Annotated in this window: 25 protein-coding genes, 1 pseudogene and 1 riboswitch; of the genes and pseudogenes, 24 read left to right on the forward strand and 2 right to left on the reverse strand. The window is 51.5% G+C overall.

Annotation, left to right across the window (positions count from 1 at the left end; genetic code table 11):
• Nucleotides 1-6: 6 nt before the first annotated feature.
• The 5 genes from UNDYM_RS09115 (at nt 7) to UNDYM_RS09135 (ending at nt 3,873) form a co-directional block, all read left to right on the forward strand.
• The gene (locus UNDYM_RS09115) at nt 7-606 is read left to right on the forward strand and encodes a GNAT family N-acetyltransferase (protein ID WP_232063862.1); all 600 of its coding nucleotides are present in this window, start codon (nt 7-9) and stop codon (nt 604-606) included.
• A gap of 206 nt (nt 607-812) precedes the next feature.
• Complete coding sequence (gene gap, locus UNDYM_RS09120) at nt 813-1,826, forward strand: type I glyceraldehyde-3-phosphate dehydrogenase (RefSeq protein ID WP_162040776.1); 1,014 nt, start codon at nt 813-815, stop codon at nt 1,824-1,826.
• A 130-nt stretch (nt 1,827-1,956) separates the two neighbouring features.
• Nucleotides 1,957-2,637, forward strand: coding sequence for a signal peptidase I (gene lepB, locus UNDYM_RS09125; protein WP_370529454.1), 681 nt, complete (start codon nt 1,957-1,959; stop codon nt 2,635-2,637).
• A 146-nt stretch (nt 2,638-2,783) separates the two neighbouring features.
• On the forward strand, nt 2,784-3,245 hold the full coding sequence (locus tag UNDYM_RS09130; RefSeq protein WP_162040777.1) for a BON domain-containing protein: 462 nt from the start codon (nt 2,784-2,786) through the stop codon (nt 3,243-3,245).
• A 166-nt stretch (nt 3,246-3,411) separates the two neighbouring features.
• Complete coding sequence (locus UNDYM_RS09135) at nt 3,412-3,873, forward strand: cache domain-containing protein (protein ID WP_232063864.1); 462 nt, start codon at nt 3,412-3,414, stop codon at nt 3,871-3,873.
• Nucleotides 3,874-3,955: 82 nt separating this feature from the next.
• On the opposite strand, the gene UNDYM_RS09140 is transcribed toward UNDYM_RS09135, so the two are convergent.
• Nucleotides 3,956-4,735: an IclR family transcriptional regulator gene (locus UNDYM_RS09140; RefSeq protein ID WP_162040778.1), complete on the reverse strand. Its 780-nt coding sequence runs from the start codon at nt 4,733-4,735 to the stop codon at nt 3,956-3,958.
• Nucleotides 4,736-4,987: 252 nt separating this feature from the next.
• Between UNDYM_RS09140 and UNDYM_RS09145 the strand changes: the two genes are divergently transcribed.
• From UNDYM_RS09145 to UNDYM_RS09220, 16 genes and pseudogenes are all read left to right on the forward strand, one after another.
• The gene (locus UNDYM_RS09145) at nt 4,988-5,386 is read left to right on the forward strand and encodes a diacylglycerol kinase (RefSeq protein ID WP_162040779.1); all 399 of its coding nucleotides are present in this window, start codon (nt 4,988-4,990) and stop codon (nt 5,384-5,386) included.
• Nucleotides 5,387-5,411: 25 nt separating this feature from the next.
• A complete protein-coding gene (cobT, locus tag UNDYM_RS09150; protein ID WP_162040780.1) occupies nt 5,412-6,449 on the forward strand; it encodes a nicotinate-nucleotide--dimethylbenzimidazole phosphoribosyltransferase in 1,038 nt (345 codons plus the stop codon).
• A gap of 40 nt (nt 6,450-6,489) precedes the next feature.
• Entirely contained in the window at nt 6,490-7,257 is a 768-nt protein-coding gene (locus tag UNDYM_RS09155; RefSeq protein WP_162040781.1) for an adenosylcobinamide-GDP ribazoletransferase, read from the forward strand.
• A gap of 1 nt (nt 7,258) precedes the next feature.
• Nucleotides 7,259-7,807: a histidine phosphatase family protein gene (locus UNDYM_RS09160; protein ID WP_162040782.1), complete on the forward strand. Its 549-nt coding sequence runs from the start codon at nt 7,259-7,261 to the stop codon at nt 7,805-7,807.
• Between the two features lie 56 nt (nt 7,808-7,863).
• Complete coding sequence (locus UNDYM_RS09165) at nt 7,864-8,208, forward strand: PilZ domain-containing protein (protein WP_255456539.1); 345 nt, start codon at nt 7,864-7,866, stop codon at nt 8,206-8,208.
• A gap of 104 nt (nt 8,209-8,312) precedes the next feature.
• Nucleotides 8,313-8,551: riboswitch (cobalamin riboswitch) on the forward strand.
• Nucleotides 8,552-8,835: 284 nt separating this feature from the next.
• Nucleotides 8,836-10,590 carry a TonB-dependent receptor domain-containing protein gene (locus UNDYM_RS09170; protein WP_304941429.1) on the forward strand — a complete coding sequence of 585 codons (1,755 nt, stop codon included), beginning with the start codon at nt 8,836-8,838 and terminating at the stop codon, nt 10,588-10,590.
• 137 nt (nt 10,591-10,727) lie between these two features.
• Nucleotides 10,728-11,785 (forward strand): annotated as a pseudogene (locus tag UNDYM_RS09175) (FecCD family ABC transporter permease).
• On the forward strand, nt 11,785-12,558 hold the full coding sequence (locus UNDYM_RS09180; protein WP_162040784.1) for an ABC transporter ATP-binding protein: 774 nt from the start codon (nt 11,785-11,787) through the stop codon (nt 12,556-12,558). Before UNDYM_RS09175 ends, UNDYM_RS09180 begins: the two are co-directional and overlap by 1 nt.
• Before the next feature lie 19 nt (nt 12,559-12,577).
• The gene (gene cobO / locus UNDYM_RS09185; protein ID WP_232063870.1) at nt 12,578-13,216 is read left to right on the forward strand and encodes a cob(I)yrinic acid a,c-diamide adenosyltransferase; all 639 of its coding nucleotides are present in this window, start codon (nt 12,578-12,580) and stop codon (nt 13,214-13,216) included.
• On the forward strand, nt 13,210-14,523 hold the full coding sequence (locus UNDYM_RS09190; protein ID WP_162040785.1) for a cobyrinate a,c-diamide synthase: 1,314 nt from the start codon (nt 13,210-13,212) through the stop codon (nt 14,521-14,523). Before cobO ends, UNDYM_RS09190 begins: the two co-directional genes overlap by 7 nt.
• Nucleotides 14,520-15,098, forward strand: coding sequence for a bifunctional adenosylcobinamide kinase/adenosylcobinamide-phosphate guanylyltransferase (cobU, locus tag UNDYM_RS09195; protein ID WP_162040786.1), 579 nt, complete (start codon nt 14,520-14,522; stop codon nt 15,096-15,098). The genes UNDYM_RS09190 and cobU overlap by 4 nt, the downstream gene beginning before the upstream one ends.
• Nucleotides 15,098-16,045 carry an adenosylcobinamide-phosphate synthase CbiB gene (gene cbiB, locus UNDYM_RS09200; protein ID WP_162044531.1) on the forward strand — a complete coding sequence of 316 codons (948 nt, stop codon included), beginning with the start codon at nt 15,098-15,100 and terminating at the stop codon, nt 16,043-16,045. The genes cobU and cbiB overlap by 1 nt, the downstream gene beginning before the upstream one ends.
• Nucleotides 16,038-17,051, forward strand: coding sequence for a threonine-phosphate decarboxylase CobD (gene cobD / locus UNDYM_RS09205; protein WP_162040787.1), 1,014 nt, complete (start codon nt 16,038-16,040; stop codon nt 17,049-17,051). Before cbiB ends, cobD begins: the two co-directional genes overlap by 8 nt.
• Before the next feature lie 76 nt (nt 17,052-17,127).
• Entirely contained in the window at nt 17,128-18,045 is a 918-nt protein-coding gene (locus UNDYM_RS09210) for a cobalamin-binding protein (RefSeq protein WP_162040788.1), read from the forward strand.
• Complete coding sequence (locus UNDYM_RS09215) at nt 18,042-18,851, forward strand: ABC transporter substrate-binding protein (RefSeq protein ID WP_174244934.1); 810 nt, start codon at nt 18,042-18,044, stop codon at nt 18,849-18,851. The genes UNDYM_RS09210 and UNDYM_RS09215 overlap by 4 nt, the downstream gene beginning before the upstream one ends.
• A 34-nt stretch (nt 18,852-18,885) precedes the next feature.
• Entirely contained in the window at nt 18,886-20,307 is a 1,422-nt protein-coding gene (locus UNDYM_RS09220) for a cobyric acid synthase (protein WP_162044533.1), read from the forward strand.
• Here the strand turns inward: UNDYM_RS09220 and UNDYM_RS09225 are convergent.
• Nucleotides 20,304-20,711: a hypothetical protein gene (locus UNDYM_RS09225; protein ID WP_162040789.1), complete on the reverse strand. Its 408-nt coding sequence runs from the start codon at nt 20,709-20,711 to the stop codon at nt 20,304-20,306. The genes UNDYM_RS09220 and UNDYM_RS09225 overlap by 4 nt on opposite strands.
• Nucleotides 20,712-20,884: 173 nt before the next feature.
• On the opposite strand from UNDYM_RS09225, the gene UNDYM_RS09230 reads away from it, so the two are divergent.
• From UNDYM_RS09230 to UNDYM_RS09240, 3 genes are all read left to right on the forward strand, one after another.
• The gene (locus tag UNDYM_RS09230) at nt 20,885-21,379 is read left to right on the forward strand and encodes a MarR family winged helix-turn-helix transcriptional regulator (RefSeq protein WP_162040790.1); all 495 of its coding nucleotides are present in this window, start codon (nt 20,885-20,887) and stop codon (nt 21,377-21,379) included.
• 47 nt (nt 21,380-21,426) lie between these two features.
• Nucleotides 21,427-21,828, forward strand: coding sequence for a DUF1398 family protein (locus UNDYM_RS09235; protein WP_162040791.1), 402 nt, complete (start codon nt 21,427-21,429; stop codon nt 21,826-21,828).
• 132 nt (nt 21,829-21,960) lie between these two features.
• Nucleotides 21,961-23,595 carry a DUF342 domain-containing protein gene (locus UNDYM_RS09240; protein ID WP_162040792.1) on the forward strand — a complete coding sequence of 545 codons (1,635 nt, stop codon included), beginning with the start codon at nt 21,961-21,963 and terminating at the stop codon, nt 23,593-23,595.
• Nucleotides 23,596-23,610 lie beyond the last annotated feature (15 nt).

The following is a 23,610-nucleotide window of genomic DNA, read 5'->3' on the forward strand; positions in this document are numbered from 1 at the left end:
ACGGAATTGACAGACATTACTGTGAGCAGCATCAAAGAGGTCAGCCTGCGTCGTGCTACTGTAGATGACGCAGAGGCGATTGCTGCTGTACGTGTGGAAAGCTGGCAAGCTACTTACCGCGGCATGATTCCGGATAATTATCTGGATGAAATGCGGATAGAAGACAGCATGCTGCAATGGCGCCAAATCCTGCAAGCCATGTCGCAGGCTGAAGACCGCATCTGCGTGTATGTGGCTGAAAGCGAAGGTCATATCATAGGCTTCGCTTCCGGTATGATGCTGCCTGAACCCAAACTGGGCATGCAGGCTGAGCTGACCGCAGTGTATCTGCGACCAGCCTGGCAGCGTTCTGGCATAGGCCGCCGCATGGTACAAAAGGTTGCCCGTACCCTGCAGGCCCAAGGCGCAGAGAGTTTGCTGGTATGGGTCATCTCCGGTAATTCCATCGCCCGCAATTTCTATGAAGAGCTGGGCGGTGCGCTGTTGATAGAACAGGCATTTAGCTGGGATGGTATGGATTTGATGGAAGTGGGTTACGGCTGGCGCGATTTGTCGGTGCTGATGGCATCTGTCAACGCCATGCGTACTTCTGCTTCTTTGCACTGAACGTATTTTGAAGACCGAAAAACTCACCACAGAGACACGGAGACACAGAGGAAAAACATGAGAAAAGCGGATTGAGGTTTGAAGCCGCTTCGTCACAAAGAAATTGCTGTTCTCCTGCCTTTCTCTGTGTCTCGGTGTCTCTGTGGTGAGAGGTTTACAGTTTTTTATTTGTATTTATTGTTGTTTAGTCCTTTGGAGATAAAACCATGACGATTCGCGTCGCAATCAACGGCTATGGCCGTATCGGCCGCAACATCCTTCGCGCTCATTACGAAGGTGGCAAGTTCAAGAACGAGATCCAGATCGTTGCGATCAATGACCTCGGCAATGCAGAATCCAATGCCCATTTGACCCGTTACGACACAGCCCACGGCAAATTCCCAGGCACAGTCACGGTTGAAGGCGACACCATGATCGTCAATGGTGACAAGATCAAGGTATTTGCAGAACGCAATCCAGCCAACATCCCATGGGGTGAATTGAATGTTGACGTCGTGCTGGAATGCACAGGCTTCTTCACGACAAAAGAAAAAGCGTCTGCCCATCTGGCTGGCGGTGCGAAAAAAGTCATTATCTCTGCCCCAGGCGGCAAAGATGTTGATGCAACCATCGTCTACGGCGTTAATCACAATGTATTGAAATCTACTGACACAGTGATTTCCAATGCATCCTGCACGACCAACTGCCTGGCACCTCTGGCCAAGCCTCTGAATGATGCTATCGGTATCGTCAATGGTTTGATGACGACTATCCATGCTTACACTAATGACCAGGTATTGACCGACGTCATGCATGAAGACCTGCGTCGCGCCCGTTCAGCCACCATGAGCATGATCCCGACCAAAACCGGCGCAGCTGCTGCCGTTGGCTTGGTATTGCCAGAACTGAACGGCAAACTGGACGGTTACGCAATGCGCGTTCCAACCATCAATGTATCCGTGGTTGACCTGACTTTCGTTGCTGCTCGTGATACTTCTGTTGAAGAAATCAACAAGGTATTGAAAGAAGCATCCGAAGGTTCCCTGAAAGGTATCCTGGATTACAACACAGCACCGCTGGTTTCTGTGGATTTCAACCACAATCCAGCTTCCAGTACTTATGATGAAACACTGACAAAAGTATCTGGCCGTCTGGTTAAAGTATCCAGCTGGTATGACAATGAGTGGGGTTTCTCCAATCGTATGCTGGACACCACTGTTGCACTGATGAATGCAAAATAATCTGCTAAATCTGTTGTTCAGATGGTTTTTGCAACATGCTTGAAAAATACCCCGAACTTTCGGGGTATTTTTTTGTCTATTGAGGGTAAGCTTGGTTCATTGAAAGATATTTTTGTTTTGGGAGATTGCTGTGAAGCTCAAGAAACTGTTAGCTGATAATAAAGGTTTTATCGTACTCATGCTGGGCATGGTTTTTGTGCGTAGCGCCCTGGCAGATTACTATCTCGTGCCGACCAGTTCCATGTATCCGACCCTGCTGGAAGGTGATCGCGTCATCTGCGACCGTCTGGCTTATGACGTCAAGTTGCCGTTTACCGATGTCGTTCTGAAGCATGTATCTGATCCTCAGCGTGGCGATGTGGTGACCTTTACTTCGCCGGCAGATGGGGTGCGCCTGATCAAGCGCCTGGTTGCCGTGCCTGGTGATGTGGTCGAAATGCGTGAAGAAAAACTGTTCATTAATGGTGTTGCTGCCAGCTATGAAGCGCTGGAGCCACGCAGTGACGACCATCTGACACCAAAGCGTGAATACAAAGGTCAGCAACTGGTTTACAAAGAACGCCTGGGCAGCCTGCAGCATGACATGATCGTCATGCCAGAACGCGAAGCCTTGCGTTCTTTTGGCCCTGTCAAAGTCCCGGAAGGTGAATATATGATGCTGGGTGATAATCGTGATAATAGCCAGGATTCCCGCTATATAGGCCTGGTCAAGCGTGAGCTGATCACCGGACAAGTCAAACGCCTGATGTACTCACTAAATGGGGATCAGTATTATTCGCCACGTTTTGATCGCTTTGGGGCGAAAATCTAGTAAAGCATTGTTTTAGTCAGAAAGCGAGAAAGCCAGTGCCAGCAGGTGCTGGCTTTTTTATGAGTCAAGCATGATGATTGAAATATGGTTAATATGTAAATTCTTGTTTGCGCAGTTTGTAACGCATTCCGCTGATAGGGATTTACATGTCGCCAAAAGAATTTACCTGCCATCTGTTTTTTGCGTCGGTACTTGTTGCTGGTACTGCGAATGCTGACGAACCGCGCAGCAATTTCTTCAACGACCCCTTCTTCAAAGTGACTCATGCCATCAGCGATTGTCCAGTGCCTGATGGCCCTTTGCTGACTGCGGCACAGGCCAGGTCCGAGGCGCATTCCAGAATAGAGCGCGGCACTAGTTGTTATCACTCAGGGCAGTGTCGCCTGCCAAATTCCTACCTGTACGACCAGGAAATCATTCCCCGGGTAAAACGTGCCATAGAAGCAGATGGGCGTTTTGCCGAAACCAGCATCTGGATAGAAGGGCAGCGGCGTTTTGTCACTTTAAAAGGCTGCGTGCAAACTGCTGGTCAGGCAAAAGAGTTGGAAAAACTCGTGCGCCACCTGGATGATGTAGAGGGTGTTGTAAATTTGCTGACTTATAAATAGCTTTTAGACTATGCTGTGATGACTCAAATTGAAAAGGAAAGTAAATTTATTGCGCTGCACAGTGACTAATACTGGACTGTAAAGCGCAAGTCATGAATGATTGGTTCTGCAAAGCAATATTCACCCAGGCCGCTGATCAAGGGCGGACATAACAAGGAGGAAGACCATGAAATTAATGAGCAAACTGTTGGTGATGGCCGCAATGGGATTTTTTATGTCGGCATCTGCCATGGCCAGTGATGAGCGGGGTACGACAGCACAGGCGCAAGCCATGGTTAAAAAAGGCATTGCCCACATCAAGAAGAATGGCAAGGAAAAGGCTTTTGCAGATTTTAATGACGCATCCAACAAGGATTTTCATGACCGCGACCTGTACCTGTTCGTGTATGACATGAACGGCGTCAGCCTCTCACACGGTGCCAATGCCAAGATGATAGGCAAGAATTTGATCGACTTGAAAGTCGAAGGTAAGCCCATCATTAAGGATATGATCACCGTGCTCAAAACCAAGAATGATGGCTGGATAGATTATCAATGGCCAAATCCCGTCACCAAGGCCCTGGAAACCAAGTCCAGTTATTTTGAAAAAATTGATGATTACTTTGTTGGTGCAGGTGCCTACAAATAATCCTGGAAGCAAACGAGCGCCAGATAATAAGTAAAAAACCAGTGCTTAGTCAGGCACTGGTTTTTGTTTTAGTGGGATTTTTTTAATATGTACCGGTATAACCCAGTGTCAGTGAAATCTGTCTTGCTGTTTCAGTCAGGTTACTCAGCCACTCTTCCTGCAGGCGGTCTGCAGGTGCAGAGATAGACAGGCCAGCAATCATTTTGCCGCTGTCATCGTGGATACCTGCTGCCATGCAGCGTACACCGAGTTCCAGTTCTTCATTATCCCTGGCATAGCCGTTTTCACGCACAGCCGACAATTCTTTTTCCAGTTTGGCGAGATCAGTAATCGAATTCTTATTGTGACCAGCCAGACCAGTCCGGGTTGCATAAGCGCGTATCGCCTTCGGTTCATCAAGGGACAGGAAGAGTTTGCCTGTTGAAGTCAGGTGCAGCGGGGCGCGGCCACCAATAGCACGTACCACCTGCATGCCCGAGCGCTCAGAGAAAGCCCGGTCTATATAGACAATTTCATCGCCCTGGCGTACCGACAGGTTAATGGTCTGGTTGGTCTGGCGGTGCAGGGCACGCATGAATTCCAGCGCGGCCTCACGCACATTTAGGCGGCTCTTGACGATATTGCCCAGTTCCAGCAGGCGCATGCCCAGGCGATAAGAACCAGTGTCGGCTCTGTCTACAAAACGGGTAAGCACCATATCATTAAGGATGCGGTGGGCAGTGGAGGGGTGCAAGCCTGTGACGATAGCCAGTTCCTTGAGGCTGACCGGGTCCTGGTAACGCGACAGGGCATCCAGCAAGGACACCATGCGTTCTATGACCTGTATGGATGTTTTATCAGAAGCGGGCGTATCGTTTTTCATATTATGGTTGGTGCGCTGCAATATATAAGTTATACCACAATGTGAAATGAACGTCACGGCTTCGTCGCCAAAATACAATATATGCAGCAAGATGATGTGCACTGACACTGTCAGCATGCAAGAAATTGATTTGCAATAAGTAAATCTTCTTGTTACAGACTTATAGTCCTGTAAAATTCGCCACCTGAGTGGAGGCTGACTGACCTGGCTTTCATCTGCAATACTGTTCAAGTGTGGGTTTAAGGAATAAAAATGTCTGAAAAAGAACAAGCTGTCAGTGAATTCAAAAGCAAAAGTGGCCTGCGCCGTATATTTTCGGCCTTTCTGTACTCCATCGATGGTTTGCGCTCTGCCTGGAAAAACGAACATGCCTTCCGCCAGGAACTGGTGCTGGTGGTTAGTGGCTCTGTTATTGCCTTGTTTTTGCCAGTGTCAGCTTTTGAAAAACTGATGATGATAGCCGTGCTGGTCTTGATACTGGTGGTTGAGCTCATCAATTCAGCGATTGAAGCCGTGGTAGATCGTGTCTCGCTGGAGCGCCATACCTTGTCCAAAAATGCCAAGGACTTTGGCAGTGCCGCCGTCTTGCTGACAGTGTTGATAGCGCTGGCAACCTGGGTAGTCATTTTGCTTGACCGTTTTTACTATTGATTGCTTTTACTATTGACCGTCAGACATGCTTAATTTCAATATTGCTGCCACCACCAATCCCGCTCTGCAAGCTGAACTCGCCGCTGCCATCAACAACAAGACCAAGCCTCTGGGCAGTCTTGGTCGTCTTGAGCATCTGGCGGCACAAATAGGTTTGATGCAGCGAAGCACACAGCCGGAATTGCGTGAGCCGGCCATCGTTGTCTTTGCTGGTGATCATGGTGTTGTGGCTGAGGGTATTTCTGCTTTTCCTCAGGACGTGACCTGGCAGATGGTAGAGAATTTCCTGGCGAATGGTGCGGCGATCAATGTCTTTGCAAGGCAGAATGGCATCGCTCTGCATGTGGTGGATGCTGGGGTCAATCATGAATTTGGCCCGCGTGAAAAACTGTTGAGCATGAAAGTCGCCAATGGCACGCACAATTTTGCCAAAGAACCGGCAATGACTGCTGCCCAATGCCAGGCCGCCATGCAAAATGGTGCAGAACTGGTGGCGGGCCTGTCTGGCAATGTGCTGGGATTTGGCGAGATGGGCATAGGCAATACCACGGCTGCGGCTGCACTCATGCACAAGCTGACGGGTGTTCCTGTCGTGGATTGCGTAGGTGCAGGCACAGGTTTGTCTGCGGAAGGCATACGCCATAAACAGGTTGTCATTGAAGCTGCCGTAGCCTTGCACGCAAATGTAGAAGAGCCTGCAGATGTGCTGGCTACTTTTGGCGGTTTTGAAATCGCGACCATGGTCGGTGCCATGCTGGCAGCGGCAGAGCGTCGCATGGTCTTGCTGATAGATGGTTTTATCGTGACCAGCGCCTTGCTGGTGGCAGCCAGGATGCAGCCGGCAATACTCGATTACTGTGTGTTTTCACACCAGTCTGACGAGAGCGGTCATGCCCAAATGTTGCAGGCCTTGCAGGTCAAACCTGTGCTGCAACTCGACTTGCGCCTCGGTGAGGGCACGGGGGCAGCGCTGGTTTATCCTATGCTGCAGGCTGCGGTCAATTTTCTGAACCAGATGGCGACTTTTGCGTCTGCGCAGGTGAGTGAAAAGAGCGGCGACTAGATATTGCCATACTGCGATTACCCATACTGCAGGAGCTCGCTTGCATCAATTACGCTTATTCTTCATCGCCCTGCAGTTCTTTACCCGCATCCCCATACCAGCCTGGGTAGGGTTTGAGCCTGACTGGTTGCGGCAGTCTTCACGCTATTTCCCGGCAACAGGCTGGGTTGTGGGGGCGGTGTGTGCAAGCGTCTATGCAGCTGCAGCGCAATTGTGGCCGCATGTGGTGGCAGTGGTGCTATCTACTATTGCAGGCATCTTGCTGACAGGCGCTTTTCATGAAGATGGTTTTGCTGATGTCTGCGATGGCTTTGGTGGCGGCATGACCCCAGAGCGGGTGCTGGAAATCATGAAGGATTCACGCGTCGGTGCCTATGGTGCCATAGGTATTTTACTGATGCTGACTCTGAAGCTGACTTTACTCTTCAGCTTGCCTGCCTCGACAGTTATACCTGCCTTGCTGCTCGCACATCCTTTGTCACGGCTGGCTTCATGCAGCCTGATCTGGCTGATGTCTTATGCCCGACATGAAGGCAAGGCCAAGCCGCTGGCGCAGGAGATGAGTAATGGCGAATTTTTCGTTGCCTGCCTGACGGTGCTTTTGCCTGGCTTAGCGCTGCTGTACTTCTTTCCTTTTCCATTGTATTCGCTGCTGCTGGCCCTTTGCCTGGTGTTATTGCTGACCTGGCGCATGGCACGTATGTTCCAGCGCAGAATAGGCGGCTTTACCGGTGATTGTCTGGGGGCTACCCAGCAAGTGGCAGAAGTGGCTATCTACCTGGGTTTGCTGGCTTTTCAGGCGGCCTGATATGCGCCTGCATTTGCTCCGGCATACCAAACCGCGGATAGCAGCAGGTTTGTGCTATGGACAAACAGATGTTGATGTCTTTGAGGCCGACTGTGCTGCATTGGTGAAGAATTTATACAATCGCTTGCAGCCGGGTTTGCCAGTATTTTCCAGCCCCTTGCAACGTTGTGCCAGGCTGGCCAGCTCGTTGCACACAGAACCTGTATTTGATGAGCGTTTGCAAGAACTGAATTTCGGTGCGTGGGAAATGCAAGCCTGGGATGCCATTCCAAGACATGAAATCGATGCCTGGGCTGCATCTCCCGCCAGCTACAAGCCCGGTGGTGTTGAATCTGCCATAGACTTGGCGCAACGCGTAATAAACTGGCTGAATGATATGCGTGCACTGGCCTTGCCGGAGGTCATCGTCATTACCCACGGCGGTGTCATGCGCATGTTGCTGGCCTGGCGGGCAGGTATGGGGGCAGAGGAGCTGGCAGAGCTGGTCTGCGCACAAAACCGCAGTCTTGCCTTTGGTGAATATCAGGAAATACTGGTATTTCATGCTTAATACAGATAGTATTTACGCAAGACTGACAAGAAATCCATGTTTCCCATGGTCATCGCATGATAGAACTCAGGAGATCCCCGCGTATTACCGTGACTTGGCGCGCAGGTGTTAAATTGCCTGACGGTAAACTGGTTCTCGCCAAGTTGGTCAATATCTCGGCCGAGGGTGTGCTCCTGCATACGACTGAAAACCTGATGCCACAACGCAGTTACCCCATGTTGATAGAAATCCCCGGCATCTTTCAGGAATCCCAGATTTACAAGGTCAGTTGCAAAGGCACAGTCAGGCATGCCATCCTCAGTGGCGAGGTTTATCATGTAGGCATACAGCTCTCAGAAATGTCGCAATTGCATACTGAACTGGTGACTGCCTGGATATCCAAGACTGCCCATCTGGGTTGAATTCTTGCTCTTATCGAGGCAAATCTGCTTTGTTTTCAATAAGTTAATAAACTGAGCTGCATCAGTTTTTAAGCCTTTCAAACTTGCGGCTACCCCATCTGTCTATAGAATGGCGGGGTTTTGGTGCTCGCGGATATATTCATGTCTGCGGTTAAACGGGAAACACTAAGCTCTTGCAAAAGTGTGCTGCCCCGCAACGGTGTACAAGTTGCTGCGAATTCAGAAGACTTATGTCGTTCACACGCAGCCAGCCATTTTCCAATACCACTGTGCTATGTGCATGGGAAGGTCAGATGGTGGATACTTGTCAGCCCGGATACCGGCCAGAATAAGTGAAGCAATACGGACGGGGAAGTTTCGTGAAACAGAAACGCATTCATTGCCTTGTTATGGTGGGGTGCGAAATCCTGACAGTGCAGGCTGCCTGTATGGCCCTGTAGCTGACGCCAGTGTCCTTATTGCTTTGTTCAAAGTAGCCTGCGGGGACGTTGGCGACTTGCTCCATTTTTTCTGAAATATCATGACATCTGTATTCAAACCGCTCGCCCTCAGCCTGGCTATTGCCGCTGCATTCCATCCACTATCGCTTTTGCCCAAACCACTGCTGTAGGCGCGGCTTCCAGCGTTGTGATTACCGCTGGTCGCCAGACACAAGCCGCCAAAGACGTGCTCGCAGATAACGTCGTCATCACTGCTGAGGACATCGCCAAATCCGGCGCTGCTTCTGTCGTTGATCTGCTGCAGCAACAGCGCGGCATAGAAATCGCCCGCAACGGTGGCCCTGGTACGACTGCTTCCGTCTTCATGCGCGGTGGCAACAATGCGCAAAACGTAGTGTTGATTGATGGCGTGCGCATCGGTTCTTCCACTACCGGTGGTGCCACCTGGTCTTCCATCCCATTGTCACAGATCGACCGTATTGAAGTCGTGTATGGCCCCTTGTCCAGCCTGTATGGTGCTGATGCCATGGGTGGTGTAATACAGATATTCACTAAAAAGGGTACTGGTGTTATCAGTCCTACCGTGTCGACTGGTTTGGGTAGCTATGGCACTCGTAAATTGCAGGCGGGTATCTTTGGTTCTGTGGCTAATAATCTCAGTCTCAGCCTGAATGCTGGCCACGAAGAGAGCGATGGTTTTTCTGCAACCAAGCCAACAGCGGATTTTGGCTATAACCCTGACAAAGACGGCTACAAGCTGGATAGTTTTAATGGCCGTCTGGTGTGGGAACTTAGCAAGGGTTATGAACTAGGCGTGAGTATTTTGCACAGCCGTAATAATGCACAATATGATTCCGGCTTAAATCGTGAAGACCGTTCAATTTCGACATTGGAAACTATTGCCGTATTTGGTCGTGGCAAGGTTACTGATAATTGGACAGCTTCTCTGCAATTAGCCAAAGCTACTGACAAAGGGGCAACAGAATCTGTTACCAGCACAAAGTATAGCTACAGCCAGATTAGCACGGTGCAGGATAGTCTGAGCTTCCAAAATGACATTCGCATCGGTAAAGACACATTGCAAGTTATTGCAGAAACAAGGGAAGAAAACGTCGATACACCTACTTTGGCTCTGAATGGCAAGCGGACGACTAACTCTTTTGCTGCATCTTATGTGTTCAAGCAAGACGCTCATCTGGCCAGTGCCAGCATACGTAATGACCGCAGTTCGCAATACGGCTCCAATACGACTGGCAGCATAGCTTACGGCTATCGTTTCACTGATGCTCTGCGCGTCAATGCCAGCTATGGCACCAGCTTCAGAGCGCCTACTTTCAATGAACTGTATTACCCTAATTATGGTGTTGCCACCAACAAACCGGAAAAAGCAAAGAATGCAGAAATCGGTGCGTATTTTGAGCAAGGTGATACTCAGTTAAGTGCGGTGTACTATCAAAACAAGGCAACTGATCTGTTGATTTCTGCCGGTTCTGCAGATTGTCCAGCAGGTTATACTTTTGGTTGCGCGCGCAACGTCAATAAAGCGACATTGTCTGGCTTGAGTATAGGTGGTAGTACACGCTTTGCTGACTTGACATTGCGTGGTTCCATTGACTTCCAGAATCCTAAAGATGACACGACAGGCAAACGCCTGGCACGCCGCTCCAAACAGCATGGTACTTTTGCCGCAGAATATGCTTTGCCTAGCGCAAAAATTGGTGTGGAAACAATCTTCTCTGGAGAGCGTTTTGATGATGCCGCTAACAGCAGAACTCTTGCTTCCTATCAGTTGCTGAACCTGTATGCAAGCTATGAAATCGCAAAAAATACAACGGTGCTGGCACGCTGGAATAATGCCCTGAACAAGGACTATGAACTGGCAAAAGGTTATGCAACAGCTGGTTCCAATGTATTTGTCGGCGTGAACTACGGCTTTAAATAAGTCTGGCATTGATGTGATGCGATGTGGCAGATATGGCTGCATCGCCCATCACATCAGCAAGCTGATAAGCTGATGTGCAGGTCTGGTTTTTAAAAGATGCTGCACATCAAAACCTGTTTTACCTTTGGACCAGACTAATGATAGCGTCTTTTTTTTCTGCACGACAGCGCAAGCAATCCCCCAGGATGGCGGTCGCTCAACGTGCCGGTCTGGTTCTCCCTATTTTATTTGCTGCCGCTGTAGGCAGCATATTGATTGCCTGCGTCTGCGGTTCAGTGTCTCTGAGCTTTGCTGAATTATGGCAAGCCTTGCTGGAATTGCTGCGTGGCCCGCCAACGACCTTGCCCGGCAGTCTGCTGGATTTACGCCTGGGCCGTGCGCTGACCGGTTTTGTGACTGGTGCTACGCTGGCACTGGCTGGCGTCATGATGCAGGCGCTATTGCGCAACCCACTGGCTGACCCTTATGTACTCGGCATATCCGGTGGTGCATCTGTCGGTGCGCTGGCAACCATCTTGTTTTTCGGTGCATTCTGGTTGGTCGATGTGGCGGCCTTTGCCGGTGCAATTACGGTGGCGCTGTTATTGTTCGGCCTGGCTTACCGCGACCTGCGCGGTGCGGGTAGTACCGATGGTAGTGCACCTGTCTTGCTGCTGACGGGTGTCATCGTCGCTACCGGTTGCGGTGCCATCATTACCCTCATGCTGTCGATTGCTCCAGACAGCCGCTTGCGCGGCATGGTGTTCTGGATGATAGGTGATCTGTCGAATACTCAGTCACGCTATGTGCCCTGGTTGATACTTGGCGCCATCTTGCTGTTCGTCATGCGCAATGCGCGTTCCATCAATGTCGCAGCCATGTATGCCGACAATGCCAGCACCCTAGGTGTCAATATTGGTCGTCTGCGACAACTGCTGTTTTTATGTTCGGCCTTGCTGACTGCAAGTGCCGTCAGTAATGCGGGTAGCATAGGTTTTGTTGGCCTCATCATGCCGCATATCTGCCGCTTTGCCTGGGGCCGGATCACCGATTGCTGGCACCTGCTGCGACCCTGGCTGGTGGCTGTTTCCTGGTGCTGGCAGATACAGTGGCCCGTACCGTGGTCGCGCCACAGCAGTTGCCGGTCGGCGTCATTACAGCCCTGGTAGGTGTACCCATGTTCCTGCTGCAATTGCATCAGTTGCGGAGGCGTTGATGGATATCCGCAACCTGAATTTATCGGTAGGCAAGCGCGTGCTGGTGCGTGACCTCAACTGGCAAATACAGCCAGGTGAATGCTGGTGCATCATAGGCCGCAATGGCGCTGGTAAAAGTACCTTGCTGCGCACGCTTGCTGGCCTGCGTCCCATAGAAAGTGGCCAGGTCTATTTGCGTGATAAACCTTTGCAAGACTGGGCATTGACGGCCCTTGCCCGTGAGCGTTCTTTCTTGCCGCAGGGCAGGGTAGATGCCTTTGGCTATTCTGCGCTGGATACTGTACTCAGTGCCCGTCATCCCTACCAGAATTCGCATTACTGGGAAAACAATGACGACATGGATCTTGCCATGGCTTCCCTGCGTGAAATGGATGTCGCCGACATGGCAGACCGTGATGTGCGCAGCCTGTCTGGTGGTGAAAGACAGCGCGTTGCGATTGCTGCCTTGCTCGCCCAGGATGCGAAGTGGATGTTGCTGGATGAGCCGGCGAGTGCGCTTGATCTTGGACACCAGGTCAGCGTCATGCAATTGTTTGCCAGCTTGTGCAGTAAAGCAGACGCACAACAAAACAAGGCTGTCGTCATGGTCAGTCATGACCTCAATATGGCTTATCGTATTGCCACTCATGCCCTGTTTCTGATGGGTGATGGTAGCTGGCAAGCCGGGCCAGCAGATGACATATTCAGTGCATCCCAGCTCAGTCTCTGCCTGGGACACCCAATAGAACGCTTCACACATGGCGGGCAAACCATATTCTTGCCGAAAAACTGAAAAATAAAGACAGACAATCATGACTAGTGCAATGCCACCAAAGCCGGACACAGAGACTGACAATATCAACACCCGTCATGAACGCCGCATGCAGCGCAAGAAGGCGATGATGGATGAAAAGATAGAAAAAGCCCAGCGCAAGACCGGTGTCTTGCTGGTACATACCGGCAATGGCAAGGGTAAGAGTTCCAGCGCCTTTGGCATGGTCATGCGTGCCATGGGACATGGCATGAAGGTAGGCGTGGTGCAGTTCATCAAGGGCGCAATGTCGACAGGAGAAGAAATTTTCTTGCGCCGTTTCCCTGATGAAGTCGAATTCCATGCAATGGGCGAAGGTTATACCTGGGTCACCCAGAACCGCGAACGTGATATGGAAAAAGCCGCAGTTGCGTGGGAACAGGCAAAGCGCTTTTTGAATGACCCAAGCATAGGCCTGGTCGTGCTGGACGAACTCAATATTGCCCTCAAATATCATTACCTGGATTTGCAGATGGTCATCGATGATCTTGATGGGAGGCCGGAAATGCAGCACGTGGCCGTTACTGGTCGCGGCGCCTTGCCAGAGATTATTGCGATTGCCGACACCGTCACAGAAATGAATGTCATCAAGCATGCTTTCAAAGAAGGCATCGTGGCGCAGGCGGGCGTGGAATGGTAAGGCCCAGCGCCAAGGTCGTACTGATCTCGGCCATAGCCTCAGGCCAGGGAAAAACCACGACTACCGCAGCACTGGCACGCAAGCTCGTCAAACTCGGCAAGACAGTACGCGTATTTAAAACCGGGCCGGACTTTATCGACCCCATGATGCTGGAACGTGCTTGCGGTTCTGCCGTGCATTCACTGGATTTGTGGATGGTAGGGCAGGCTGATTCTGAAGGTATGCTTGCACGTGCAGCGCTAGATGCGGACGCCATCCTCATCGAAGGCGTCATGGGTCTGTATGACGGCAACCCCTCATCGGCTGATCTGGCGCGCGCCTTTGGCGTACCTGTCGTGGCCGTGCTTGATGCCTCTGCCATGGCGCAGACTGTAGGTGCACTTGCCATGGGTTTGCGTGATTTTGGGCCTGTTCACCTGGCTGGTGTCATTGCCAACCGCATCGCCTCTGAAGGCCATGCAAAAATGGTGGCGGCTGCCATGCGTGATATACCCTTGCTGGGCAGCCTGCGCAGGCAGGATGAAGCCTTGCCAGAACGCCATCTGGGTCTGGTCTTGCCACAAGAAGTGGACCGCATAGAAGCCATACTTGATGCCATGGCCGACAGCCTGGAACTGGACATGCAAACCTGGGATGCCTTGCCTGAAACCAGTTTTGAATTGCAAGACCACGCATCACAGCATGTAGCTCAGTCAGCCGCCAGCCTGGCAGGCAAGACCATTGCCATCGCACGTGATGCCGCATTTGCTTTTATCTATCCAGCCAATATTGAATGCCTGATCGGACTGGGTGCCGAGCTGGTTTTCTTTTCACCTCTGGCAGATGAAGCGATACCTGCGCAAGCGGATGCCTTGTACCTGCCCGGTGGCTATCCTGAATTGCATGCAAAAACACTGACGCAGGCCAGCAACTGGCTGGCGTCGCTGCACGCCGCCCATGCGCAAGGCATGACTATATTGGCAGAATGTGGCGGCATGATGGCGATCACTGAAGGCCTCGTGGATCAACAGGAACAAAGCTGGCCCATGGCGGGCATCTTGCCAGGTAAAGTCATCATGCAAAAACGGCTGGCAGCGCTGGGTGCACAAGCCCTGGCTACACCGCAGGGTGAGTTGCGCGGGCATACCTTTCATTACTCACGTTTTGAAACCTCGTTGGCTGCCAGTAGCCATACCATCAAGCATTCCACACAGCAGCAGGGCGAAGCTATTTACCGCGTTGGCAATGTGCGTGCTTCTTATTTTCATGCCTACTTTGCTTCCAATCCAGCGGCAACGGCAGCATTGTTCTTGAGGGATAAAATATGAAACCCGCACACAGTACCAGCCTGATTTTTGGCGGTGCGCGTTCGGGCAAGAGTGCCTTTGCCGAGCAAATGGCAAGCAAGGTCAGTGACGGTAAACAAGAAGTACTGTATCTGGCAACTGCCAGGGCAGGCGATGCTGAAATGCAGGAGCGTATTGCCCATCACCGTGCACGGCGCCCTGTAGACTGGGGCACGCTTGAACAAAGCCAGGAGCTGGGTGCGACCATCATGGCGCATAGCCGCACAGATAACATCATCCTCGTCGATTGCCTGACTGTCTGGTTGTCGAATCTGCTGTTTTCAGAAGAGGTAGATTTTCCTGAGATAGGGCACATCACGCCACCACCGCAGTTTGCCGTGCAACGACAGGATTTGCTGGATGCACTGGTGCAGGCACCGGGGCAGATTATCCTGGTATCAAATGAAGTGGGTATGGGCATCGTCCCCATGGGCGCAGTGTCGCGCTGGTTTGTCGATGAAGCAGGGCGCTTGAATCAGGCAGTGGCTGCCATCGCAGACAATGTGGCCTGGGTCGCTGCCGGTTTGCCACTTTATTTGAAAGGCCAGCCATGCTGATGCTGGATGGCCTGGTCATGGTGCTATGCCTGCTGCTGGGTATTTTGCTGGACCTGGCGCTGGGCGAAGTGCGTCAATTTCATCCTCTGGTCGGTTTTGGTAATCTGGCCAATGCCATAGAGCGGCTATTGAACAAGCCGGCAGCCAACCGCTGGACCGGTGCTTTGGCCTGGTGCCTGGCGGTTTTACCACTAGTAGCATCAAGTGTGCTGGTACTGCTGCTGGCACAATATTTCAACTATTGGCTGGCGGCTATATTTCACATCGTATTGCTGTATTTTTGCCTTGGTTTGCGCAGCCTGCATGAGCATAATGCCGCCATCGCCACTGCTTTGCAGGTGGGTGATTTGACTGAAGCGAGAAAACGCACTTCTTATATCGTCAGTCGCGATACTGGCGATGCAGATGAAGTCTACCTGGCCAAGGCCAGTGTCGAATCCGTGCTCGAAAATGGCTGCGATGCTGTCTTTGCCACCTTGTTCTGGTTCATCTTGCTGGGTGGCCCCGGTGCAGTCTTGTACCGCCTCGTAAATACTCTCGATGCCATGTGGGGTTATCGCTCCACGCGCTTTCTGCGCTTTGGCTGTGTAGCTGCGCGCATTGACGATGTCATGAACTGGATACCTGCACGCCTGACTGCATGTACTTATGCCACATTGGGCAAGACCCGTCTGGCATGGCAATGCTGGCAACGTCAGGCTCCCGGCTGGCCAAGCCCGAATGCAGGGCCGGTGATGGCCGCCGGTGCCGGCGCGCTTGGCCTGGCGCTCGGTGGTGCTGCCAGTTATGACGGCGTGGCAGAAGTTCGTCCACCGCTGGGTGAAGGTGATACAGCAAAGGCGATTGATATTTTGCGTGCTCTGCGTCTGGTAGAAACTGGCGCCGCCTTGTGGTGTGGCATAGCCTTGCTGGCCGCTTTATTTTTAAGTGGAGTCATCCATGCTTGAACACGGTGGCAACCTGCGCGATGCCGTGCGCCATTTTGGCCGCCCGCTGGAAGACTGGCTGGACTTATCGACAGGTATCAATCCGCACTTTTATCCGGCACCACAACTCGCAGCAAATGCCTGGCATCGCTTGCCTGAATATTCTGATGAACTGGTAAAAGCGGCACAGGCTTATTATCGCGCACCACAAATCCTCGCCGTGGCAGGTTCGCAGGCAGTGATTCAGGCCTTGCCTCGCTTGCGCCCGGCTGCGCGGGTTGTCGTATCTGCCCCCAGCTATGCTGAACACGCTTACCAATGGCGGCAAGCTGGTCATGCGGTGACAGAGTGCATATATGCAGAACTGGATGCAGCCGTCGAACAGGCGGATGTCGTGGTGCTGTGTAATCCGAATAATCCTACGGGTGAATTTGTCCCGGCAGCTCAGCTTTTGCGCTGGGCTGCACAACTGGCAGTGCGTGGTGGTTGGCTGGTAGTTGATGAAGCTTTCGCTGATACCCTACCCGATATCAGCGTTGCATCTCATGCGGACCAGTCTGGCCTAATCGTCTTGCGCTCGGTGGGCAAGTTCTTTGGCCTGGCAGGCATACGCCTGGGTTTTGTGGCTGCTGAAAAAAACCTGTTACAGCAATTGGCAAATTATCTTGGCCCCTGGAGCATCAGCGGGCCTGCCCAGCAAATCGCCATTGCTGCTTTGAATGACTGTCAGTGGCAAATGCAGACAGCGCGACGCATGCAGCAAGAAGGTGAACGACTACGCCAGCTTTTGAAGGGACATGATATGCGTTCATCTGGCACTGATTTATTCCAATGGTGCAGTCATCAAGACCTGAACGATAAGTCGGAGCAGTTGTGGCAATTCATGGCAGAGCGAGGCATCTGGCTGCGCTGGTTTGCGCAGGGGCCACACAGACCGCATGGTTTGCGTTTTGGCTTGCCCGGCAGTGAAGCGGGGTGGTTGCGTTTGGAGCTTGGCCTGGATGAATGGTGTGGGTTAAATCTTTAAAACCACTCACCATAGAGTAAGCACCGAGAAAATTCAGAGATGTATTTCGGTTTTATATTTTGAATATAGGAAGTTTATGTCCAGGTTATTAAACGTAATGATGGCGGTTGGATTTGTTGTATTAACTGCACATTCGCACGCAGCTATTACGGTGACTGACGACTTGGGTAATCAGGTTACCCTGGCCAAGCCTGCACAGCGCATTATCAGTCTGTCACCGCATGTGACGGAGATGATTTATGTCGCAGGTGCGGGGGACAGGATTATTGGTACGGTCAAGTACAGTGATTACCCGGCTGCGGCAAAGAATATCCCGCGGGTTGGGGACAATCGCCAACTGGATATTGAGCGCATACTGGCGATGAAACCGGATTTGCTCATCGTCTGGATGCACGGTGCCTATGAGCGGCAGTTGGAAATGTTGCACAATTCCGGCATTCCCTATTTTTTTAGTGAACCGCACAAGCTTGATAATGTGGCAGAAACTTTGCTCAAATTTGGCAGTCTGTTTGGTACGGAAAAGCAGGCGCAGGTCGCTGCGGCAGAGTTTAGGCAGCAGGTGCAACAGCTAAACAGTCAGTACCAGAATAAAAGCAAGGTCAAGGTTTTCTATCAGGTCTGGGGCAAGCCACTCTATACACTCAATGACAGCCACATCGTCAGTGATGCAATCCGTAACTGCGGTGGTGAGAATATATTTGGCAAGTTGCCGACTACCGCACCCGTGGTCGGCACAGAAGCAGTCTTGCAGGAAAATCCTGAGGTCATCATCACTGGTGACAGCAAAACACAGGCAGTGAGTGGTGTCGAACAATGGAAAACTTTTCCTACCTTGCTGGCAACAAAAAACAATAATTTGATCTCCATCGAGGGTGATCTCGTCAATCGATCTGGTCCACGTATTATCGAAGGTGCCAAGTTGATATGTCAGGGATTGGAGCAAGCCAGACAGAAGCGCGACAAAACCGTGGCGCAGCCACAGGGGAAGAAATGAATTCAGTCAGCATGTATCAACGTATTGCCTGCCTTTCTACAGAAGCGGTAGAAGTCTTATATGCCCTCGGCGCGGAAGAATATGTGGCTGGCATCTCTGGCTATACCACCAGACCAGCCCGCGCCCGTGATGAGAAGCCCAAGGTCAGTGGTTTCTCGTCTGCACAGATAGACCGCATCCTGGCAGTCAAGCCTGACCTGGTGATTGCTTATTCAAACATGCAGTCAGAGATTTCGCGTGAACTCATCAGTGCGGGCATAGAAGTACATGCCTTCAACCAGCGCGATGTTGCCGGTATTTTGCATATGATCAAAGTATTGGCGAACCTGGTCGGCAAGCAGGAGCAAGGCGCAGTATTGATCGCAGAATTGCAGGCGCAGATAGACACTGTCAAACAGCAAAGCGCAGGCTGGACACGCAGGCCAAAAATCTATTTTGAAGAATGGAATGATCCACTGATGTCCTGCATAGGCTGGGTGTCAGAACTGATCCACATCGCTGGTGGTGAAGATGCTTTTGCTGATCTGGCGCAGCATCATAGTGCCCGGGAGCGCATTATTGCCGACCCTGCTGAAATCATACGGCGTGCACCAGATATCATCATCGGTTCCTGGTGTGGCAAGAAGTTCCGGCCTGAAAGCGTGATTGCCCGCGAAGGCTGGGATCATATTCCTGCAGTCAGGAATGGTAGAGTGCTGGAGATAAAATCGGCAGACATCCTGTCGCCCGGCCCATCAGCGATACAGCACGGGCTGGTGCAATTGCATATACTGATTGCTGAATGGCAGTCTGCACAGGCCGCTTGAACCAGAAACTTATCCTATGAAAATATCCACGCTGATGGTGCAAGGCACGACTTCTGATGCTGGCAAAAGCACGGTGGTTGCAGCCCTGTGCCGTCTGTTGTACCGCCAGGGATTGCGCGTAGTCCCCATGAAGCCGCAAAACATGGCGCTCAATAGTGCAGTGACCATTGATGGCGGTGAGATAGGCCGCGCCCAGGCCTTGCAGGCAATGGCAGCGGGTTTGCCTGCTCATACCGACATGAACCCGGTCTTGCTGAAGCCATCTTCGGATACTGGTGCGCAAGTCATCATCCACGGCAAGGTCAGAGCAGACATGGATGCACGTGATTACCACCAATACAAAACCATTGCCATGGGGGCAGTGCTGGAATCCTATGAACGCCTACAACAGCAATATGAGGCGATTATCGTTGAAGGTGCAGGTAGCCCGGCAGAAGTGAACTTGCGTGACCGCGATATCGCCAATATGGGCTTTGCTGAAGCCGTCGATTGCCCCGTCATCCTGGTGGCTGATATAGACCGTGGCGGTGTGTTTGCCCATTTCGTCGGCACCCTGGATTGTCTTTCTGAATCAGAGCAAAACCGCATCATAGGCTTTGTCATCAACCGCTTTCGCGGCGATATACGTTTACTGGAACCTGGTCTTGAATGGCTGGAGAAAAAGACCGGCAAACCTGTATTGGCAGTCCTGCCTTACCTGCATGGGCTGCAACTGGATGCTGAGGATGCGATACAGTCCAGCCAGGGCAATGCGGGCAAGTTCCGCATCATCGTGCCTGCCATACCGCGCATATCAAACCATACAGACTTCGATGCATTGCGCGCCCACCCTGATGTCGATCTGCAATTCATAGGCCCGGACAGGGCGATACCGCCTGCCGACCTGATCATCCTGCCCGGTAGCAAAAACACCCGTGCTGACCTGGCGTTTTTGCAGGCACAGGGCTGGCAGCCTGTGCTGGAAAAACATCTGCGCTATGGCGGCAAAGTCATAGGCATCTGCGGTGGCTATCAAATGCTGGGCCAAATCATTGGCGACCCGCATGGCGTAGAAGGGCAGGCTGGTGATTCTGATGGACTGGGTCTATTAGACATTACCACGGAGCTGACGCAGGAAAAACGTCTGCAGCAAGTGACAGGAGTTTGCGCATTCAACGCCAGCACTGCACAAGTCAGCGGCTACGAAATCCACATGGGCATCACCTATGCCAGTAATGACACGCAACCAGTATTCAAGATTAATGGCGAAGACGAAGGCGCACGCTCGCCAGACGACCTGATACTCGGCACTTACCTGCACGGCCTGTTCGACCACCCCGAAGCTTGCGCTGCCTTGCTGGCCTGGGCGGGACTGGAAAGCGAGCACAAGGTTGATCTGGCGGCTTTGCGCGAACTTAGCCTGAATCGTGTGGCAGATGCCTGCGCACCGCTGCTGGATGCCTTGCTGCGGCTCTAATCGGTTACAGCCTGTTTCTGCACAGGCTGTAACTGCAAAATACCAAAAGCAATTTCAAACACGGTAAAGGCCAGTATGATCTGGCTGGCTCCATGAGCAACCGCATATAGCTGCCACATACTGAACAGGACGCGTCCGGCAGCGTCATAGCGGCCATATTCCATGCGTGTGTCACGCAGACGCAGGATGGCCCAGATGGTGACAATAGATCCTAGCAAGTTCGCCATCAATACGTGGGCAGCGGCAAATGCCGGGAATTCCCCTGCAATGCCCAGACTGCTATTGAGTTGTGACAGGCTCTGGTGAATAAGTGCAAAACTCCAGGGCGTAGCGAAACCTATGGTGACGATCAGGTCATACCAGGCGCTGGCGCGCACGATGCGCAGATAGGTTCTCAGTTGCATATTTCTCTCCAAAATCAGGAAAGATCATGTTGAACTATGGTGTTTACTCCAGGGTCAAGCATTTATTTGCCACTTTTCATTTGCCATCCATGAGGTAAAGGATTTGGAAAATACTTGATTTTAGTTTCCTTGGAAACTAAAATGCTGAAATTAAACATATTCAGGATTTGGTAATGGGCGAAAAAAAGACCAGCACGTCACGTGATTTGCCTGTTCAGGGTGCCGTCAGTGCGCTGGAGTCACATGCTGGTTTTTGGCTGCGCTTTGTCTCCAATCATGTATCAGCCAGATTTGAAGCCAGTTTAGCGGCGGAAGATATTTCGCTCTCTGAATGGGTTGCATTACGCAGCCTGTTTGATACGGGGGCATCTGATCCCGCTGCATTGATGCGTGAATTGGGAATGACCAAGGGTGCTGTATCCAAGATCATTACCCGCCTGGAGCGCAAGGGGCTGCTGTTACGCGAAATATCTGCAATCGACAAAAGAGCGACACAAATTTTATTGACCATGGCGGGGAAAAATCTCGTACCAGGACTGGCTGCGTTGGCAGACGACAACGACGCACTGTTCTTTGGGCATTTGTCAGACAAGCAGCGTTCTGAATTGATCGCGTTAATGAAGCACATCGTTGACATGCATGATTTGCGGGCTGTACCTGTCAAATAAAGCAGTTGAATTAGTGAAAATCAAGGATAGTGAACCAAGGATTGAAAATGGAAAATTCAGTATTGCAAACGATAGAAGCAGTTGCCCATGACTCTTATGCAGGCAAGCTGACTTTTGGGCATGTAGTTGGCAGCTTGATGGCGGTGGGAGTAGAGTCATATTTTGCAGATTACCGCGCTGGCAATACCAGCTACTACATGGCAGATGGCAGCGTGCACGTGGTAGCACTGGGCAAGAAAGATCACCCTATTCCCATGGCGTTTGACGCAGGCGCCCTGGTTGAGGCTATCCGTGGTGCACAACGTGACGAGGTGCGCTATCCCGAATTCATACGGCTATCAATGGAGGCTGGTTGTGTGGGGTATATAGTCTGGATGGCGGGGCGGCATGTCAGCTATTTTGGCCATGCGGGTGAGGTGCATGTCGAGCGTTTTCCCGGTGCAGATTAAACTAAAATCTGGTGCCATACTTGTCAATATGACTTTGATTTCAATAGGCTGAGCTTAGATTACTTAAAGTCGCTGATTTGTGATGTAATAATAGGCAGCGTGGAGGCCAAACATCTACTTTAAGGAAGCATCGTGGGCGAGTCGCTTTCTAATTCAGCAATTTTATCTTTTTCTGTTGATGACTCTACAGGGATACTCTGTGCCCACTACGTGCCTCAAGAAGGTATTCGCTCCCCTGATTTGGCTGCTCTGGAAGAGGCATTGAACGCCAGTGAATATGCCAGTTTCTACAGGGACACCACTGCTCTGCCAGCCTTCATTACATTATGTCGTGATGCTACAGAGGTGGTCAGGCTGGATGTTGGTGCCCGCAAGGATGCCGAATTTTCTTTGGTGTTATCGGATGACTTATTGTCGGCCTGGCTGACGCTGATCCCAGCCATGGGCGGCAAGTCTGTGGGCAATGAAGTGAGTGATGCCTTGCGAGAGCAGGGCATCATTCATGGGATATTGCACAAAGAACTGGACGCAGCATTGGCAGCAGGCAGGTGTGAAAACTTGCTGATTGCCCAGGGCGATGCTCCGCGCCAGGGTGTTGCTGGTCGCCTTGAACCTTTGTTTGGCGCACACAAAAGCGAAGTGACCCAAAGGGATGAACTGGCGGTTATCAAGTTTCGCGAGCTTAGCCATTTGCTTCTCGTGCATGTCGGCGATGAACTGATGCGACGCATACCACCAGTGCAGGGCAAGTTTGGCATGAATATCAGAGGGCAGGTGATACTGGCCAAGCCGCTGCTAGATATGGCATTTGGGGCTAATCTGCAAGGTGCCGCACCGTCGGCAACGAACCCTGATTTGTTGATGGCGACCAATGCAGGTCAGCCTGTAGTTGTTGACGATGGGGTTATCGTCAATCCGGTCTTGCAAGTGCCGGATGTGGATTTGAGTACAGGTAACATCAGTTTTGAGGGGACTATCCATGTCGAGGGCGATATCAAGGCCGGGATGATATTGAACGTAACGGGAGATGTCATCGTCAATGGACTGGTTGAGGCAGCCGATATTATTGCAGGTGGCAATGTCGCCGTGAAAGGCGGCATCATCGGCCTGGCAGAAAGAAAACCTGGCACGCAAAGTCTCAGTGGCACCACCTCCCGCATCAAATGTGGTGGTTCAGTACAGGCGCTATTTGCCGAAAATGCCCATATTGAGGCTGGCGACAGCATAAGATTGGAACAAAATGCCAGGCAATGTGAGCTGATTGCCAGAAAAGAAATCACTGTCGGCAAACCTGGGTCGAGTGTAGGTAATATTCTGGGTGGCAAAACACAGGCGGCACTGATGATCAGTGCCGTATCTCTGGGATCTGCTGCCGGTACACGTACACAGATACAGGTTGGTTTTGATCCATACAGGGATGCGCAAATTCATGACAATCAATATCAGATAGGGCGCAAGGCTGCTGAACTGGATCAACTGATCAAGCTGCAAGCTTTCTTTATGACTCACCCAGAAAAAGCAGCAGGTGGCATTGGCGAAAAGGTTGAAGCCAAGCGCTTGCATTTACTGGAAGAACTGGATGCTCTGGAAAAAGAGCTCGATGAGCTGGAAGCTGAGCAAGAGCTGATAGACAAGGCCAGCGTCAAAATCATCAAGAAAATTCACGAAGGCACTGAGATACAGATAGGCAGGCATAAGTGGCAGGTCAAGGAAGACTCAGGCCCTGGTAATTATCAAATACACGATGGGCATATTGCTATCATCTGAACCGTCTTGCCTGTT

Origin of the sequence: Undibacterium sp. YM2, assembly GCF_009937975.1 — a bacterium.
GTDB lineage: Bacteria > Pseudomonadota > Gammaproteobacteria > Burkholderiales > Burkholderiaceae_D > Undibacterium.

What these genes read in the sequence shown, in the direction of transcription:
- UNDYM_RS09140 (WP_162040778.1), bottom strand. Translation starts at nt 4,735, where the DNA reads ATGAAAAACGATACGCCCGCTTCTGATAAAACATCCATACAGGTCATA.
- UNDYM_RS09190 (WP_162040785.1), top strand. Translation starts at nt 13,210, where the DNA reads ATGGTAAGGCCCAGCGCCAAGGTCGTACTGATCTCGGCCATAGCCTCA.
- UNDYM_RS09130 (WP_162040777.1), top strand. Translation starts at nt 2,784, where the DNA reads ATGTCGCCAAAAGAATTTACCTGCCATCTGTTTTTTGCGTCGGTACTT.
- UNDYM_RS09225 (WP_162040789.1), bottom strand. Translation starts at nt 20,711, where the DNA reads ATGCAACTGAGAACCTATCTGCGCATCGTGCGCGCCAGCGCCTGGTAT.
- UNDYM_RS09230 (WP_162040790.1), top strand. Translation starts at nt 20,885, where the DNA reads ATGGGCGAAAAAAAGACCAGCACGTCACGTGATTTGCCTGTTCAGGGT.
- UNDYM_RS09220 (WP_162044533.1), top strand. Translation starts at nt 18,886, where the DNA reads ATGGTGCAAGGCACGACTTCTGATGCTGGCAAAAGCACGGTGGTTGCA.
- cbiB (WP_162044531.1), top strand. Translation starts at nt 15,098, where the DNA reads ATGCTGGATGGCCTGGTCATGGTGCTATGCCTGCTGCTGGGTATTTTG.
- UNDYM_RS09165 (WP_255456539.1), top strand. Translation starts at nt 7,864, where the DNA reads ATGATAGAACTCAGGAGATCCCCGCGTATTACCGTGACTTGGCGCGCA.
- UNDYM_RS09145 (WP_162040779.1), top strand. Translation starts at nt 4,988, where the DNA reads ATGTCTGAAAAAGAACAAGCTGTCAGTGAATTCAAAAGCAAAAGTGGC.
- cobU (WP_162040786.1), top strand. Translation starts at nt 14,520, where the DNA reads ATGAAACCCGCACACAGTACCAGCCTGATTTTTGGCGGTGCGCGTTCG.
- UNDYM_RS09210 (WP_162040788.1), top strand. Translation starts at nt 17,128, where the DNA reads ATGTCCAGGTTATTAAACGTAATGATGGCGGTTGGATTTGTTGTATTA.
- cobD (WP_162040787.1), top strand. Translation starts at nt 16,038, where the DNA reads ATGCTTGAACACGGTGGCAACCTGCGCGATGCCGTGCGCCATTTTGGC.
- cobT (WP_162040780.1), top strand. Translation starts at nt 5,412, where the DNA reads ATGCTTAATTTCAATATTGCTGCCACCACCAATCCCGCTCTGCAAGCT.
- UNDYM_RS09180 (WP_162040784.1), top strand. Translation starts at nt 11,785, where the DNA reads ATGGATATCCGCAACCTGAATTTATCGGTAGGCAAGCGCGTGCTGGTG.
- UNDYM_RS09235 (WP_162040791.1), top strand. Translation starts at nt 21,427, where the DNA reads ATGGAAAATTCAGTATTGCAAACGATAGAAGCAGTTGCCCATGACTCT.
- cobO (WP_232063870.1), top strand. Translation starts at nt 12,578, where the DNA reads ATGACTAGTGCAATGCCACCAAAGCCGGACACAGAGACTGACAATATC.
- UNDYM_RS09135 (WP_232063864.1), top strand. Translation starts at nt 3,412, where the DNA reads ATGAAATTAATGAGCAAACTGTTGGTGATGGCCGCAATGGGATTTTTT.
- UNDYM_RS09160 (WP_162040782.1), top strand. Translation starts at nt 7,259, where the DNA reads ATGCGCCTGCATTTGCTCCGGCATACCAAACCGCGGATAGCAGCAGGT.
- gap (WP_162040776.1), top strand. Translation starts at nt 813, where the DNA reads ATGACGATTCGCGTCGCAATCAACGGCTATGGCCGTATCGGCCGCAAC.
- UNDYM_RS09215 (WP_174244934.1), top strand. Translation starts at nt 18,042, where the DNA reads ATGAATTCAGTCAGCATGTATCAACGTATTGCCTGCCTTTCTACAGAA.